The sequence below is a fragment of the Acinetobacter sp. WCHA55 genome, from assembly GCF_002165305.2.
In the GTDB taxonomy this organism is placed as follows: domain Bacteria; phylum Pseudomonadota; class Gammaproteobacteria; order Pseudomonadales; family Moraxellaceae; genus Acinetobacter.
The window spans coordinates 973,040-987,278 of sequence record NZ_CP032286.1 but is presented as its reverse complement, the minus strand read 5'-3'; the positions used below and the strand labels follow the sequence as shown (position 1 = coordinate 987,278).

General features: G+C 40.6%; 15 protein-coding genes. 8 read left to right on the top strand and 7 right to left on the bottom strand.

Going from position 1 to position 14,239, the window contains the following annotated elements; all coding sequences use genetic code 11:
* Nucleotides 1-4 precede the first annotated feature (4 nt).
* The 3 genes from CDG62_RS07555 to CDG62_RS07545 all read left to right on the top strand — a co-directional run bounded on the left by CDG62_RS07555 (nt 5) and on the right by CDG62_RS07545 (nt 3,026).
* Nucleotides 5-655, top strand: a complete 651-nt coding sequence (locus tag CDG62_RS07555; protein WP_087526246.1) for a hypothetical protein — start codon at nt 5-7, stop codon at nt 653-655.
* 473 nt (nt 656-1,128) lie between these two features.
* Nucleotides 1,129-2,130: a lytic murein transglycosylase B gene (mltB, locus tag CDG62_RS07550; protein ID WP_087526247.1), complete on the top strand. Its 1,002-nt coding sequence runs from the start codon at nt 1,129-1,131 to the stop codon at nt 2,128-2,130.
* 287 nt (nt 2,131-2,417) lie between these two features.
* Nucleotides 2,418-3,026, top strand: coding sequence for a septal ring lytic transglycosylase RlpA family protein (locus tag CDG62_RS07545; RefSeq protein WP_087526248.1), 609 nt, complete (start codon nt 2,418-2,420; stop codon nt 3,024-3,026).
* A gap of 630 nt (nt 3,027-3,656) precedes the next feature.
* On the opposite strand, the gene CDG62_RS07540 is transcribed toward CDG62_RS07545, so the two are convergent.
* From CDG62_RS07540 to rpsB, 6 genes are all read right to left on the bottom strand, one after another.
* Nucleotides 3,657-3,974: an AzlD domain-containing protein gene (locus tag CDG62_RS07540; RefSeq protein ID WP_087526249.1), complete on the bottom strand. Its 318-nt coding sequence runs from the start codon at nt 3,972-3,974 to the stop codon at nt 3,657-3,659.
* Between the two features lie 2 nt (nt 3,975-3,976).
* The gene (locus tag CDG62_RS07535) at nt 3,977-4,678 is read right to left on the bottom strand and encodes an AzlC family ABC transporter permease (protein WP_087526396.1); all 702 of its coding nucleotides are present in this window, start codon (nt 4,676-4,678) and stop codon (nt 3,977-3,979) included.
* A gap of 64 nt (nt 4,679-4,742) precedes the next feature.
* The gene (locus tag CDG62_RS07530) at nt 4,743-5,576 is read right to left on the bottom strand and encodes an AraC family transcriptional regulator (protein ID WP_087526250.1); all 834 of its coding nucleotides are present in this window, start codon (nt 5,574-5,576) and stop codon (nt 4,743-4,745) included.
* Between the two features lie 67 nt (nt 5,577-5,643).
* Nucleotides 5,644-6,138, bottom strand: coding sequence for a DUF3465 domain-containing protein (locus CDG62_RS07525; protein ID WP_087526251.1), 495 nt, complete (start codon nt 6,136-6,138; stop codon nt 5,644-5,646).
* Between the two features lie 82 nt (nt 6,139-6,220).
* Nucleotides 6,221-7,096: a translation elongation factor Ts gene (gene tsf / locus CDG62_RS07520; protein ID WP_087526252.1), complete on the bottom strand. Its 876-nt coding sequence runs from the start codon at nt 7,094-7,096 to the stop codon at nt 6,221-6,223.
* A 141-nt stretch (nt 7,097-7,237) separates the two neighbouring features.
* Nucleotides 7,238-7,987 (bottom strand): 30S ribosomal protein S2, encoded by a 750-nt coding sequence (rpsB, locus tag CDG62_RS07515; protein WP_004982536.1) that lies wholly within the window; start codon nt 7,985-7,987, stop codon nt 7,238-7,240.
* Nucleotides 7,988-8,194: 207 nt separating this feature from the next.
* Between rpsB and map the strand changes: the two genes are divergently transcribed.
* From map to CDG62_RS07495, 5 genes are all read left to right on the top strand, one after another.
* Nucleotides 8,195-9,022, top strand: coding sequence for a type I methionyl aminopeptidase (gene map / locus CDG62_RS07510; RefSeq protein ID WP_004695821.1), 828 nt, complete (start codon nt 8,195-8,197; stop codon nt 9,020-9,022).
* A 328-nt stretch (nt 9,023-9,350) separates the two neighbouring features.
* Nucleotides 9,351-10,421, top strand: a complete 1,071-nt coding sequence (locus CDG62_RS07505) for an OmpW/AlkL family protein (protein ID WP_087526253.1) — start codon at nt 9,351-9,353, stop codon at nt 10,419-10,421.
* Between the two features lie 153 nt (nt 10,422-10,574).
* Nucleotides 10,575-11,783: an MFS transporter gene (locus tag CDG62_RS07500; protein WP_087526254.1), complete on the top strand. Its 1,209-nt coding sequence runs from the start codon at nt 10,575-10,577 to the stop codon at nt 11,781-11,783.
* Nucleotides 11,776-11,910 carry a hypothetical protein gene (locus tag CDG62_RS19740; protein ID WP_265936534.1) on the top strand — a complete coding sequence of 45 codons (135 nt, stop codon included), beginning with the start codon at nt 11,776-11,778 and terminating at the stop codon, nt 11,908-11,910. The genes CDG62_RS07500 and CDG62_RS19740 overlap by 8 nt, the downstream gene beginning before the upstream one ends.
* Before the next feature lie 169 nt (nt 11,911-12,079).
* Nucleotides 12,080-13,036, top strand: coding sequence for a TauD/TfdA dioxygenase family protein (locus tag CDG62_RS07495; RefSeq protein WP_087526255.1), 957 nt, complete (start codon nt 12,080-12,082; stop codon nt 13,034-13,036).
* Nucleotides 13,037-13,156: 120 nt separating this feature from the next.
* Here CDG62_RS07495 and serC read toward each other — a convergent pair whose 3' ends face one another.
* The gene (gene serC, locus CDG62_RS07490) at nt 13,157-14,236 is read right to left on the bottom strand and encodes a 3-phosphoserine/phosphohydroxythreonine transaminase (protein ID WP_087526256.1); all 1,080 of its coding nucleotides are present in this window, start codon (nt 14,234-14,236) and stop codon (nt 13,157-13,159) included.
* Between the last annotated feature and the right edge of the window lie 3 nt (nt 14,237-14,239).

Here is a 14,239-nt window from a genome sequence, read left to right as displayed (position 1 = left end):
CACGATGCCATTTTTTGGTTTTATTCCATCGACTGAACTTTTACAGACTATTCAAACTGCTCAGCAGAAGAAAGACTCAAGTGAACCTTTATATCTACTTCGAGACAAAACAGCACTCCTCATCAATGATGAAATTATTGATGCCATTTTAACTGAGTTAGTACGCCGTTTTCCCCCGAGTGATAAACGTGACACAGCGGAAAAACTGGCTGGCTATATTAAGTCAACCGTTGCGGTTTTGTTGAAGCAACTCTTAGGCAAAGCATCAAACGACGTAGTGCAAGCGTCAATTCAGTTTTCTGAAAAAAGCTTGTTTAAAGATGCTGAAGGTCAGTTCCGTGTAGGTGAAGCGTTAGATGCAAGCTTAGTGACTAGCCTCAAATATAACTATGCTGAAATTAAAGCAGGCAATGAAGTAGATAAAGCCGCGTTAACCGAACTGTATAAACAGTTTGCTGAAGCGACTGTACGCCACTTCATGAATGACTTTAATAAAACTCTCGATTTGGGCATGATCAAGCGTAAAGCAGCCGATATCGGTTCTGCGGCTGTCATTAAAGCGGTTCATATTGCTGCGAATAAAATCATCCCAAATTTAACCAAAGATGAACTTTTAGCTCTGGCTGAATATCACGACACCTTATTTCATGCTTAAGTACTAAAAGTCTTTCGGGACTTTTCAGATCAAATGACTCTATATTTATATAGGGTCATTTTTGTTTCTAAACTGCGAATTTTTACTCTCTTATATAAAGCTATATATCTTGTCCATGTATAAGCTGAGATTAAATCTATCCATCGTTGTCATGAGACTTTAAACCGTATAATTTTATTTGCATCTATATATGAAAGACCTTTTATATCAGTCATTAAAACTTGACTTATATAGTCACGTAAATAATCCGCCTAAAAATCTGTGCCATTTTGAATAATCTGTCCTTTATATAGGCGGAGTTTGTCTTTTTTTGTATACCTATTTGCCCGCTTCAGTACAGACAATGTTATCTTAAAGCCTATTCACGCTAGACTCCGTTCACAAGAATTTCGACATAACAGAAATGCGAACTATGGGCTTTACCCTATTCGCTTTGCTCCACTGCCAATAACGACTCTGGAAATTAGACTTCTATGTTAAATTTAAACTTTTATAACAAAGTTAAACGTTTACCTTTATTGATTGGCGCTTTGTCGATCACCAGTTTTTGCCAAGCCAACGATTTCGCTTCTCATCCTGACTATTTCAGCTTTAAACAAAAAACCATGCAGAGTTATGGTCTGTCTGCTGAACAAGTTGATTGGGCGATGAATGGTTCTAAAAATGTACCCAACATCATCAACATTATGAACCGCCCTGGTGAAAGTAAACCGTGGTACGAATATAAAACCAACTTTATGGCAGAGAGTACCATTCAGCGTGGTGTCCGTTTTAAAGCACAGTACGCAGATACTTTAAACCGCGCAGAACAACAATTTGGTGTGCCCCAGTCCGTCATTCTCGGCATTTTAGGGGTAGAAACTGGCTTTGGGAGCAATAAAGGTAACTTTGTCACCCGTGATGCCTTAGCCACTTTAGGTTTTGGTTACGAACGTCGTAAGCAATATTTCCAAGATGAACTCAGTGCTTTAATCGCATGGAGCTATAAAGATGGCGTGCCAACCAACTCGGTTGTAGGTTCTTATGCAGGTGCGGTGGGGTACCCTCAGTTTATGCCTAGCAACATTCCAAAGTTTGGGGTGGATTATGACGGCAATGGTCATGTCGATTTACGAAATTCAGCAGTCGATGCCATCGGCTCGATTGCCAACTATTTAGCAAATCATGGTTGGCAACGTAATCAACCGATTGGATTCGCAGCACGCTATAGTGGCTCAAATCCTGAAGCGGTCATTGCTAAAGATTTAACTTTACCAACGCCTTATGGTGTTTTAAAAAATCAGGGCATTCAACCGACCAATCCGATTGTCAAAATCGATGATTTAGATATGGTGAATGTGATCCAACTACAGGAAAATTATGGGCAAAGTTATTACATCACTTACCCTAACTTTCAGGTGATTACGACCTATAACAAGAGTCGTATGTATGCGACTGCAGTGTGGCAATTAGGGGCTGAAATTGCTAGTCGATAAGGCTAGCTTTTTACTCAATTTTTAGATGTCAATGAAAAAATATTTAAAAACGATGTAAATATCGGCATTTTTCATATCCTGTTACAATATTGATTATTTTTTAATCAAAAAATGTTCGGTTTATGTAGTTTTTATCATTATTTTAATTAAACACTAGACATGCTTATGACTGCATGAATATTATCCATTTCGTCAAATGTTGTTGCAAAAGTGAATTAACAGGCAAGTTTTTTTATCTTTCAACCACTTAGTTTAAAGAAAAAATTATTGTCTTTTGGAGTTTATAAATGCAGTCTTCACTTAAATATATACTGGCCATTGCCTCGACCATCGTGCTGAGCCAATCGCAAGCTGAGATGGTTCAGTCATCATTTACTAATGATAGCGATAACTCTCGTCTGGCCGCGCGTGTCTTGAATAAAGATGCTCAAGGCTTCAACTCACACTTCTCAAATTTAAATAGCCTTTCAATCACTGAACGTTCAGGCGATAAAATTCGTCGCGAAACAATCGCTGCAAAAATTGAGATCCCTGAAGAAGAGCCTTCAGTGATTGAAAAGTTAAATACTGTTGCATCAAATACAGTCCGTAAGTTTAGTCAAACGGGTATGGCGTCTTGGTATGGTCGTCAGTTCCACGGTCGTAAAACAGCAAGTGGTGAAACATTCGATATGAATGCATTAACTGCAGCTCACCGTAGCTTGCCACTAAACTGCTTTATTCGTGTAACAAATAAAACAAATGGTAAAAGTGTTGTGGTTAAAGTAAATGACCGTGGTCCATTCCACGGTAACCGTGTACTTGATCTTTCTTATGGTGCTGCTAAGCAGCTGGGTATTACCAATGCAGGTACTGCGAAAGTCAGCATTGAACGTATTGATGGACCAAACTCTTAAGATTCTTTCCTACAACACACATTTGACAGCAAAGCCACAGTAATGTGGCTTTTTTAATGTCTCATATTTACATAACACCCAATAGATCGAGCTCCATCGCTTAAGCCCATTCCAGTTGCTCAATTTGAATAAAATGAAAATATAATTGATCCGATTTTTAGCTTAGTGCGCCCACATTTTTTGCAGCATTGGAAGACGATCTAAACTAAGTGTTTTCTTAGCTCATTCTTATCTATTCAAATCCAACTTTATACCTGCCCTTAATTCTAGCTTTATACATTCATCAATTTAAAATGACTTAATAAATTACCTAGTAAATTTAACGCCATTATGGCGGTATTAAAGTCACTCTTGCCCTGCTGGTTTTTGTATAATTAGGACAGTTTTATAAAGCAAAACTCAAAAGAAAACCCTCTTCTTTCTTCAAAGTTCTCAAAATCCCCCTCATTTACCGTATTTTCAATATTTCCATCTCCCCAACCAAAGCTACGCTAATTTAACAGACATAGAAAAAATCGCAAATGGTGCGCTTTTAGAGCAACATAAATTTAAAAGCAATGAAAAAGATCGGACTCTCACGCTTTTTTATCCTTTTTTCGGTATTTTATTGGCCTATTTGCTGATGAAATGCTAGAAATCGAATAAGAGATTCAGACCGTAAAAAAATCCTAAACTCAGCAAAATACTGAGCAATAATTTTCTCGTCAAAAGGGTGATTAACAGTGTAAAAATTACCCCATAAAAATAACTATTTTGAAGTATCCCTTTCCAGTGCCCGCCTTCGAAAAAAACCAGTGGCAAACAAATCGAAACCATAAGACAAGGCGCCGCATATTTCAGCATGCGTGTCGCAAATTTAGGCAGTCGAATTTGAGTTTTAGGCTCTAAAAATAAATACCGATTAAAAAAAGTCACACAAGTTAAGCTAAAAACAAATAACCAAGTCATCTTCAGCACTCCGAATGATCAAACATCGCAGCAACCCACATACCTGTAAAACCAGCTAACAAGATGGCTGATCCGAATTCCAACCAACTTAAAATCAGAACCATAATCGACGAACTCACTACGCCATAAATTGCGGCTTTATTTTGAATCAGCATCACCGCCATTACCAAGAACACGACCACAATTGAAAATTCCAAGTGGAGATTCGAAAGATCAGGCATAGTATTCGCAAGAAAAATACCCATTAAACTAAACAAAACCCAACTGACATAAAAGCTGAATCCTGCACCCAACATATAGGCATAAGATGGTTTTTCCTTTAGCATCGCGGTAGCGTAGAGTTCATCGGTCAGTAAAAAACCGATGCTTAATCTTCTTTTGAGTGACCACGGCTTCACCTCTTCTCTTAAACTCAGTGCATAAATAAAGTGCTGACTGGTGAGGAAAAATACGGTGATCAGAATACTCAGTAAAGATGCACCCGTCATGAGCATACTCAGACTGACTAATTGTGCAGCACCGGCAAACACTAACGCTGACATGCCTACAGCTTGCATGACACTCAGGCCCGCATTAATCGCTGCTGAGCCAGCTAATATTCCCCATGGAATAACGGCGACAGAAAGCGGCAACATATCTTGTACACCACGGAGAAAGCTTAAACTTTTCTGTTGGATCAATTGCGACTGCACAGCAGACTCCATTTTCAATTCACTAGAGTCAATATGCGGCATGGCTTAGATGGCTTTCTTGTATAAAATTGCTTTTTTAAATTTTATGTGCCAGATATTGCGCAGGCGTACAGCCTAAAGACTTTTTAAAATGACGGGTGTAATGGCTTTGATCGGAGAAACCACAGAGTTGTGCGACTGTCGCAATCTCGTAGCCCTGTTTGAGTAAATATAAAGATTTACGTAAACGAAACTGTACCAACCATGCATGAGGTGGAAGTCCAGTAAATTTTTTAAATTGACGTAGTAAATGCCATGGGCTCATCCCGACAACAGAGGCGAGCTCGGCCAGTTGATGCTCTCTTTCAGGTTCCGCAGCAAGTAGTTCTTGTACCAAGACCACTTTACGCTGCGCTTCGGGTAAGTCTTTTAATATTTTTTTAGATTGATTATAACGACTTAATAAGTAAGCCAAAGTTGAAATATATAAACTCTGTTTAAACAGTGTGTTTTTTGGCTGTAACAATAAATCGAATAGCAAATTCAATTGTTCAGCTAATCCTTCATCATGAATTACAGCTTGTGGAAACCACGGCATAGTGCCCGCTTCATGAAAAAAATCTTGACTCACCTCTTGAATCATTTCAGGAGTCGGATAAATTGCCCGATAGCACCAACCAGTTTCAACAGCAGAAGACCCCGTATGTACTTCATCAGCATTCACTAAAATAATGTCGCCTTGCGGTGCAATATGCTGATTTCCTGTACGCAAAAAAGACTGCGCACCCTCATCAATTAAACCAATACAATAACCTTCATGGGTATGTTTTGAGAACTGTGTATGCTGATAGGAGGCTTTTAACATTTCAAGACCATCAAGTTCTTGAACATGATGATAATTTACAAATTCACTGGGTCTAATTTCGTGCATGAGTTAACCTCTCCTGAACACTCAGCATACTGCGATTCAGCAAAACGTATAGAACAAAATTGCTCTACTACTGATAGGTTTTTCCTTGATGTTTTAACCAGCCACCTTCATGGCGTTTTTGTGGATCGTGATGTGTCCAGTGGATCACCCCACCTTTTTCACTATATTCGTATTCACCATTGAAACCAACGGTGTCCCCTTTTTGTAGGTGCTCAATACGTGGTGCTAAATCAATATTATGTGCAATCAAAACCGTCATTGCATTAGGAAGTTCTACAATAAATTTTTGATGACGAGAGCCATCATTATCATCTTTAAGCACAGCCACAACACGCCCTTGTGATTGAACCTGAATATTACTTTTCCGGCTTTGAAATGCTTGGGCAATTTTTGCTGTGCCATCAAGCACCTGATTTAGCGGTTTATTGGTCTGTACAGAAGGCTTTACTATGACCGATGCTGTCGATGTTTGTAATTGATTTTCTTGAAGATCGACTCCGAAATATGCAGCAATCAATAGTATGATCACAGCACCAATACTCAGGTTGGTTTTGTTGGCCACTTATCTACTTTCCCGTTTTATTTTTATTCATTGTATAAAAAAAGCCCCAAAGGGGCTTTTTTTACTCAAAATAATTTTTCAATTATTTTGCAGCGGCTTGAGCGGCAGCAACTTCTTCAGCGAAAGAAAGTTCAGCTTTTTTCTCAATACCTTCACCCACTTCAAAGCGAGCAAATTGAACAACTGTAGTACCAGTTGCTTTAAGAACGTCAGCAACTTTCTTGTCGTTGTCGATTACGTACATTTGACGATCAAGAGCAACTTCGTTCAAGTATTTCTCAACTGAACCAGTGACCATTTTCTCAACGATGTTTGCAGGCTTACCAGATTCGATTGCTTTAGCTTCAGCAATTTCTTTCTCTTTCGCGATAAGATCAGCAGAAACGCCTTCAGCTGTTACAGCTACTGGGTTGAATGCAGCAACGTGCATTGCAATACCTTTACCAGTCGCAGCATCACCTGTGTAAGATACAACAACACCGATTTTTAAACCGTGTTTGTAAACTGCAAGGTTTTCGCCTTCAATGATTTGAGCACGACGAACTTGGATGTTTTCACCGATTTTTTGAACAAGAGCAATACGCGCTTCTTCTACAGTTGCACCATCTTCAAGTTTCAATTCAGCAATTTTAGCAGCATCAGTTTCGCCAGCAGCTAACGCAGCAGCAGCAACTTGAGCAGAGAAACCAGCAAAGTTTTCGTCTTTAGCAACGAAGTCAGTTTGGCAGTTTACTTCTAAAAGAAGCGCTTTGTTACCGTCTTGAGCGATAGTGATTGCGCCGTCAGCTGCAATGTTACCCGCTTTTTTAGCCGCTTTAGCTTGACCAGATTTACGAAGGTTATCAATCGCTAATTCGATGTCACCATTCGCTTCTGTTAATGCTTTTTTACATTCCATCATTGCAAGACCAGTACGATCGCGCAACTCTTTAACCATGCTTGCTGTAACTGCAGTCATGTCAATCTCCTAAATACGGTAGAAAATGAATTCTTTTTAGAACAGAAACGGCCCAGAGCTGTCTCTTGGGCCGTCTGCATACATGACGCTTACTTTGCCACCATCACATGTCGCAAAAATGACAAGCTTACGTCAAACGCATTAAGCCTCAGGAGCTTCTTTAGCTTCTTCAACTTTAGCTTGTGCATTTGCTTGTGATTGAGCATATTCTTTACCAGCAAGAATCGCATCAGCCATAGCAGAAGCATACAAAGTAACTGCACGGATCGCATCGTCATTACCCGGAATAACGTAGTCTACGTTGTCTGGGTTAGAGTTTGTATCAACGATACCGATTACAGGAATACCAAGGTTTTTAGCTTCTTTAATTGCAATTGCTTCGTGATCAACGTCGATTACGAATAATGCGTCAGGTAAACCACCCATGTTCTTCACGCCGCCTAAAGCGCGTTCAAGTTTTTCCATCTCACGAGTACGCTCTAAAGCTTCACGTTTAGTAAGCTTAGCGAAAGTACCATCTTGAGATTGAGTTTGAAGGTCTTTAAGACGGTTGATAGATTGGCGAAGTGTTTTCCAGTTCGTCAACATACCACCTAACCAACGGTGATCAACATATGGTTGACCAGCACGTTGAGCTTGTTCACGGATGATGTTAGAAGCAGCACGTTTCGTACCAACAAACAATACTTTATTCTTTTTGCTAGCAAGGTTGTTAACAAAGTTCAAAGCATCATTTAACGCAGGAACAGTGTGCTCAAGGTTAATGATGTGAATTTTGTTACGCGCACCAAAGATGTATTGACGCATCTTTGGGTTCCAGAAACGTGTTTGGTGACCGAAGTGTGCGCCTGCTTGAAGAAGGTCGCGCATGCTTACGTTGTAATCTGCCATTTTCTTTACCTTAAAGTTTGGGTTAGGCCTCCATATATCCGCATCCTCCACCCCAAAGGGCACCCAGAGAAATGTGTCGATATATGTGCGGATTTTATTGCCCCATCGCACAAAGCCCGTGAAATTTATTCACGAAAAAGCATTTGATAAAATGGGCGGCTATTTATACCATAGTCACACACAAATTTCCAAAAGTTTTTAGAGATCATGAACAGTACTTACGAAGCACCCCGTCGACTCATCAAAAGCGCTGAAGACATCGAAAAGATGCGTGTGGCTGGACGACTGGCGGCTGAAGTCTTGGATATGATCAAGCCACATATTAAACCAGGTGTGACTACACTTGAGTTAGATACGATTTGTCACGATTATATTGTCAATAAACAAGACGCGATTCCAGCATGTTTAGGTTACGGTGCAGCACCGGGTCGCCCTGCGTTCCAACATGTGATTTGTACTTCTGTAAACCATGTGGTCTGTCATGGTATTCCTTCAGATGCAAAAGTATTGAAAAAAGGCGATATTTTAAATATTGATGTGACGGTCATTAAAGATGGTTTCCACGGCGATACCAACATGATGTACATCGTGGGTGGCGAAACTTCTATTCTCGCGAATCGTTTATGTAAAGTGGCACAAGAAGCGATGTACCGTGGAATAGCAACAGTGAAGCCGGGTTCAACCATTGGCGACATTGGTCACGCCATTCAACAATATGTCGAATCGGAACGTTTTGGTGTCGTGCGTGAATACTGTGGTCACGGTATTGGGACTGTGTTCCATGACGAACCTCAAGTCTTACACTATGGTCAACCAAACTCAGGCATGATTTTAGAAGAAGGCATGACCTTTACCATTGAACCAATGGTCAATGGTGGTGACTGGAAAACTAAATTACTGGGGGATAAATGGACGGTAGTGACCAAAGACCATAGTTTGTCTGCACAGTATGAACATACGTTGTTGGTCACTAAAAACGGGGTTGAAGTGTTAACTGCACGTCCTGAAGAAGATTTATCACGTTTTCAATCTTAAATGATGTCATTGGCATGAAATATGATGCCATCTGTCAAAAAGACCACCTACTGGTGGTCTTTTTTATAACTAATTAAATATTGGATTCCAAATTTATTCTTTATTTTACAAACAGCTAGAATCAAAAAGCATTCAACAGTAGCACTTTATTACATTCACCCATCTGTAACAAAGATTGCAAGCTAGTAACACGATCACACAAAACGGGTTTTGACATTCACAAATGTCAAAAACACATGTCCTTCAAAAACAACAGCTTTATCGTAGCAGCAACCTTAATAATACGCTCTATAAAAACGAATAGCTAATTTGGACATGGAGTCCCAGAATGAAAAAAACATTGCTTTGTATAGCAACGTCTATTGCTGCTTTACCTATGCTCACACATGCAGATTCACCTTATTTTAGTCTACAAGATGGTGATGGATTTAAACGCTTTTCTGTATCGGTCGGTGCTTTACATGTCATGCCACAAGGTAAAGCTCAACCTTTCCGAGTTAACACATCGGTTAAAGAAGGCGAAACTGCAAAAGTTGGAGATATCAAAGCACAAACAGTGCTCGACAATATCAAGCCAGAAAGTAGCGTCAATCCTCTCTTAAAGGCCTCTCTTGATGGGCTAGCTTTAATTAATGCTGATGTCCCCTCAGCACTAAGTGGGACTGCTGAAATACGTGGCCTCAATCAATGGGACAATCCAGGCACAGGTTTAGAAGCCGATGATGTCACCACATTGGGCATCATGACCAATTACTTTTTTACCGACAATATTTCTTTTGAAATGAAAGCAGGGATTCCACCTAAAGTCGATTTACAAGGTAAAGGAAAAATTTATGCGCCTTTTTCAGCAACTGCAACACCTATGGGCGGAGCTTTAGGAAATTTAGAACTTGAAAATGATATTTTCATTACCGATTTGGAAGCACACGGCCCTGCGGCATCTGCACGTGCATGGACACCTGCTTTCGAGTTCCAATATCACTTTGGTAAAACAGGTGTGAATAAATTCCGCCCCTATGTCGGTGTGGGAATGATGTATGCCTACTTTAATGAGCTGGAAATTAACCCACAAACAGAAAAAGACTTGATTGCGGCAGGCCATATGATTGCCAATATTAAAGAAGGAAATGCTGGTGCATCACTTGAGGGGAAAAAGAGTTCAGCCAATCCCAAAGTTAAGCTAGAAGCAACTGATGCCTTCGCCCCTATTGCAACTGTCGGTTTCACCTATGACTTTAATGATAAATGGTTTGCTGTCGGCTCGGTGTCCTATGCTCATCTTAAAAATGAAACCACGATCACCGTCAAAGATGCCACGCACGGTGAACTGATCAAATCCACAGCTGATATTGAAATTAACCCCATTCTGGCTTATGCAGGTGTCGGCTACCGGTTCTAAGCTTTAAAAGAACTACCAAAAAGACGACAACAAGTCGTCTTTTTTCATGAATATTCATTGTTTTTATTGATCAAATAGTCAATTTTTTATCATCGCTTTCAGCAAATAATTCACTTAATATAACGAACTCTAAGCTCATTTTTTGGTTGAAATATGTCAGAAACTCGTTTTTCCAAACCGCTGATTTATATGCTCATTGGAAGTGCAATAATTCTGGCATTATCACTAGGTGTCCGACATGGCTTTGGACTCTACCTTGTGCCTATGAGTGATGAGTTTGGCTGGGGACATAATGTCTTTAGTCTAGCGATTGCGATGCAAAACCTGATTTGGGGCGCTGCACAACCCTTTACAGGCGCATTAGCAGATAAATATGGCTCTAAAATCGTGGTTGCCGTCGGTGGAGTGTTGTATACCATCGGTTTACTGCTCATGGCAGTGAGTTCAACCGGTTGGTTACTCAACTTAAGTGTCGGTCTTATTTTGGGTCTAGCATTATCTGCCACCTCGTTTTCTGTATTGTTGTCCGCGGTGGGGCGTGCTGCACCGCCTGAAAAACGTAGCCTTGCTATGGGTATTGCCAGTGCAGCTGGTTCTTTTGGCCAGTTCATTATGCTGCCGTCAACCTTACTGCTGTTACAAAACTTTGGCTGGTCTGCGGCGTTGGTCGTTAGTGCCATTTTAATTGCAATGATAGTTCCACTGGCTTGGATGCTTAAAGCCCCTGCATTTGTTGCAGCCAAAGCACCAACAAACCAAGTTCAGCTCAGCTTTAAAGATATCTTAGTGATTGCGAAAAACCATAAACCATTTTGGTTTTTGTCTCTAGGCTTTTTAGTGTGTGGCTTCCAAGTGGTCTTTATTGGTATCCATTTACCTGGCTATTTGATTGATCATGGTTTTAATGCAACCACAGGAACCGTTTTCTTGGCACTGGTTGGTTTATTTAATATCGTTGGTACTTACACTGCAGGCTGGCTCGGTGGGAAGTATTCTAAACCAAAGTTGCTGATGGGCCTCTATGGGCTCAGAGGCTTTGCCATTATTGCCTTTTTAATGCTCCCACTCAGCACACTCACCATCTATAGCTTTGGTGTAGTGATGGGTTTATTATGGTTATCTACAGTACCTTTGACCAACGGTATTGTGGCCAATATGTTTGGTATTAAGTACCTCAGCATGCTGAGTGGGATTGTGTTCTTTACCCATCAAGTTGGTTCATTTTTCGGTGGATGGCTGGGTGGTGTGAACCATGACGTTACAGGTAATTATGACTTGATTTGGCTGTTCTCTATTATCCTGAGTGTTTTTGGCGTACTGGTACATTTCTTTGTCGATGAAAAGGCGGTTGTCCATGACTAATTCATTTTTATGGCTCAAATGTGGTATCGGCATTAGCATCGCTGCTTTGTTTGCTCTGGCGATTAGCCTTTGGCTGAATACGCCTGACTTGTTTGAGTATTTTAATCAGGCGTTTTGCGCACATTAAATCTACATATTTTGAGCTCAATATTTCGCTATAAAAGAAAAGTAACACAATCATTAGCTTAATATTTTTTTAAATTTTTTCATAAGTTTAGAACTTCTTATAATTTTAAAATTACACACATTTTGATTACATTTTCTCTAGCCCGCCATATCTAGAGAAAACAATCAAAATGACCGTATTAACCCAACTTTCTCAAGCAATTCATGATGCTCCGCGTTGGCATCAACCTGAACAATTTCAAAACCCCGAAGAAATACAAGTCGTCCCACTGACGGAAGAAGCCTTAGGTGCTGTGGTTTTTGGTTTAGATGCCCGTAAAGCCCAAGCAGGTGAAACCATCTATCGCTTAAAACAAGCTTTGGCTGAACATCTGATTTTAATTTTTAAAAACCAAACTCTGGATGATCTGCAATATTTAGCCTTTTCCAGCTATTTTGGTTCTATTTTCCGCCCAAGTGCAGACAATCCTGTCCTTGCCAGCCAGTCTGACACTGGTGTTCCACCCGATGTAGTTCCTGTTTCCAATGCAGTTGGTCAAGGCGACTATACGGGTCATGGCGAACTTACACCACATGCCGATCATCAGTGGACACCCCTTCCCTCTTTTGGCTCTCTGCTCTATGCCTTGGAGCTTCCTCAAGACGGTGGACAAACCTCTTGGTTCAATACCATCAAAGCCTATGATGCGCTTTCCGATGATGTCAAAAAGCAGATCGACCAACTACAGTTGATTACCTATAACCCATTCATCCGTGCGCAGAGCAATACAGGCAATTCGGGTTATACAGACTCGCCTTATTATCGTTTTAAAGATCAACCGATTTTAGGGCATGCCTATCCACATCCTTTAGTCCGCACACATCCAGAATCTGGGCGAAAAGCACTTTGGCTCAATACCCGTTCGGAAGTTGAATTGGTCAATGTCGATGATACGACAGGCAGTGAATTGATTGCTGAACTTCGTGCGCACATATTGAAACCTGAGTTTCGTTATGAACATCACTGGGAAACAGGAGATATTGTCTTTTGGGATAATCAGGTGACACTACATTCACGTCGTCCCTTTCCTGTCGATCAACGTCGCTTACTCAAACGGATTAGTCTTGCAGGTGGGCGTCCATACTAGGCGATAAATAAAATGAATGATTTATTGGTATGACACCAAAATGTCACGATTATTTTAGATAATCTATTAAAAAATCGATAAAAAAGCCCATCAAGTGATGGGCTTTTCTGACTCTATGACTTAAGCATTGCGTTTCGCAAAATCATCCATAAAATTCACTAGCGCTTGAACGCCTTCTAGTGGAACAGCATTATAAATACTTGCGCGCATCCCACCAACTGAGCGGTGACCCGCAAGATTCAACAAATGGCTTTCTTCAGCTTCTTTGAGGAAAAGTTTTTCCAAATCTGGATTCGCCAAAGTAAACGGCACATTCATAATTGAACGGTTTTGCACAGCAATTGGGTTTGCATAAAAATCGCTTGCATCGATATAACCATAAAGCAGTTTCGCCTTTTCAAGGTTCACTTTATGAATCGCCTCAACACCGCCTTGTTCAAGCAACCATTCAAATACTAGACCTGATAAGTACCAAGCATAGGTCGACGGTGTATTGACCATTGAATCATTCTTCGCTTGCGAAGCGTATTTCAAGATGCTTGGAATTTCAGGTTTGGCTTGATCTAGCAAATCTTCACGAACAATCACTAAGGTTAAACCCGCTGGGCCAATGTTCTTTTGTGCGCCTGCATAAATGATACCAAATTTAGTGACATCAACAGGTGCAGACAAAATACTTGAAGATAGGTCTGCAACTAATGGCGCTTTGGCTTCTGGAATAGCCGAGAACTGAAGACCGCCAATCGTTTCATTGTCTACATAATGCACATAAGCTGCATCTTGAGATAAGTTCCATGTGCTTGAGTCTGCAATGGCAAGTTTTCCATCAATTTGTGTACCCGCTTCAATGACGTTGATATCGCCATAGCGCTGCGCTTCTTTCAGTGCTTTTTCAGACCAAATTCCAGTATGGATGTAATCCGCCTTGCTGTTTTTACCCAACAAGTTTAAAGGAATCGCAGAGAACTGAAGTGAAGCACCACCTTGAAGGAACAAGACTTTATAGTTCTCTGGAATATTCATGAGTTTACGTAAATCTGCTTCTGCTTTTTCAGCCACAGCAACGTAGTCTTTACTACGGTGACTCATTTCCATGATGGAAAGACCTTTGCCTTGCCAATCAAGCATTTCAGCTTGCGCTTTTTCTAAAACGGCAGTAGGTAATGCAGCAGGACCAGCACAGAAGTTGTACGCGCGCATGAT

Bases quoted from the DNA above. Each gene is read 5' to 3' on its own strand.
- CDG62_RS07500 (WP_087526254.1), top strand. From the start codon at position 10,575: ATGTCAGAAACTCGTTTTTCCAAACCGCTGATTTATATGCTCATTGGA.
- tsf (WP_087526252.1), bottom strand. From the start codon at position 7,096: ATGACTGCAGTTACAGCAAGCATGGTTAAAGAGTTGCGCGATCGTACT.
- CDG62_RS07555 (WP_087526246.1), top strand. From the start codon at position 5: ATGCCATTTTTTGGTTTTATTCCATCGACTGAACTTTTACAGACTATT.
- CDG62_RS07505 (WP_087526253.1), top strand. From the start codon at position 9,351: ATGAAAAAAACATTGCTTTGTATAGCAACGTCTATTGCTGCTTTACCT.
- map (WP_004695821.1), top strand. From the start codon at position 8,195: ATGAACAGTACTTACGAAGCACCCCGTCGACTCATCAAAAGCGCTGAA.
- serC (WP_087526256.1), bottom strand. From the start codon at position 14,236: ATGCGCGCGTACAACTTCTGTGCTGGTCCTGCTGCATTACCTACTGCC.
- CDG62_RS07545 (WP_087526248.1), top strand. From the start codon at position 2,418: ATGCAGTCTTCACTTAAATATATACTGGCCATTGCCTCGACCATCGTG.
- CDG62_RS07495 (WP_087526255.1), top strand. From the start codon at position 12,080: ATGACCGTATTAACCCAACTTTCTCAAGCAATTCATGATGCTCCGCGT.
- CDG62_RS07540 (WP_087526249.1), bottom strand. From the start codon at position 3,974: ATGACTTGGTTATTTGTTTTTAGCTTAACTTGTGTGACTTTTTTTAAT.
- CDG62_RS07530 (WP_087526250.1), bottom strand. From the start codon at position 5,576: ATGCACGAAATTAGACCCAGTGAATTTGTAAATTATCATCATGTTCAA.
- CDG62_RS19740 (WP_265936534.1), top strand. From the start codon at position 11,776: ATGACTAATTCATTTTTATGGCTCAAATGTGGTATCGGCATTAGCATC.
- CDG62_RS07535 (WP_087526396.1), bottom strand. From the start codon at position 4,678: ATGGAGTCTGCTGTGCAGTCGCAATTGATCCAACAGAAAAGTTTAAGC.
- mltB (WP_087526247.1), top strand. From the start codon at position 1,129: ATGTTAAATTTAAACTTTTATAACAAAGTTAAACGTTTACCTTTATTG.
- rpsB (WP_004982536.1), bottom strand. From the start codon at position 7,987: ATGGCAGATTACAACGTAAGCATGCGCGACCTTCTTCAAGCAGGCGCA.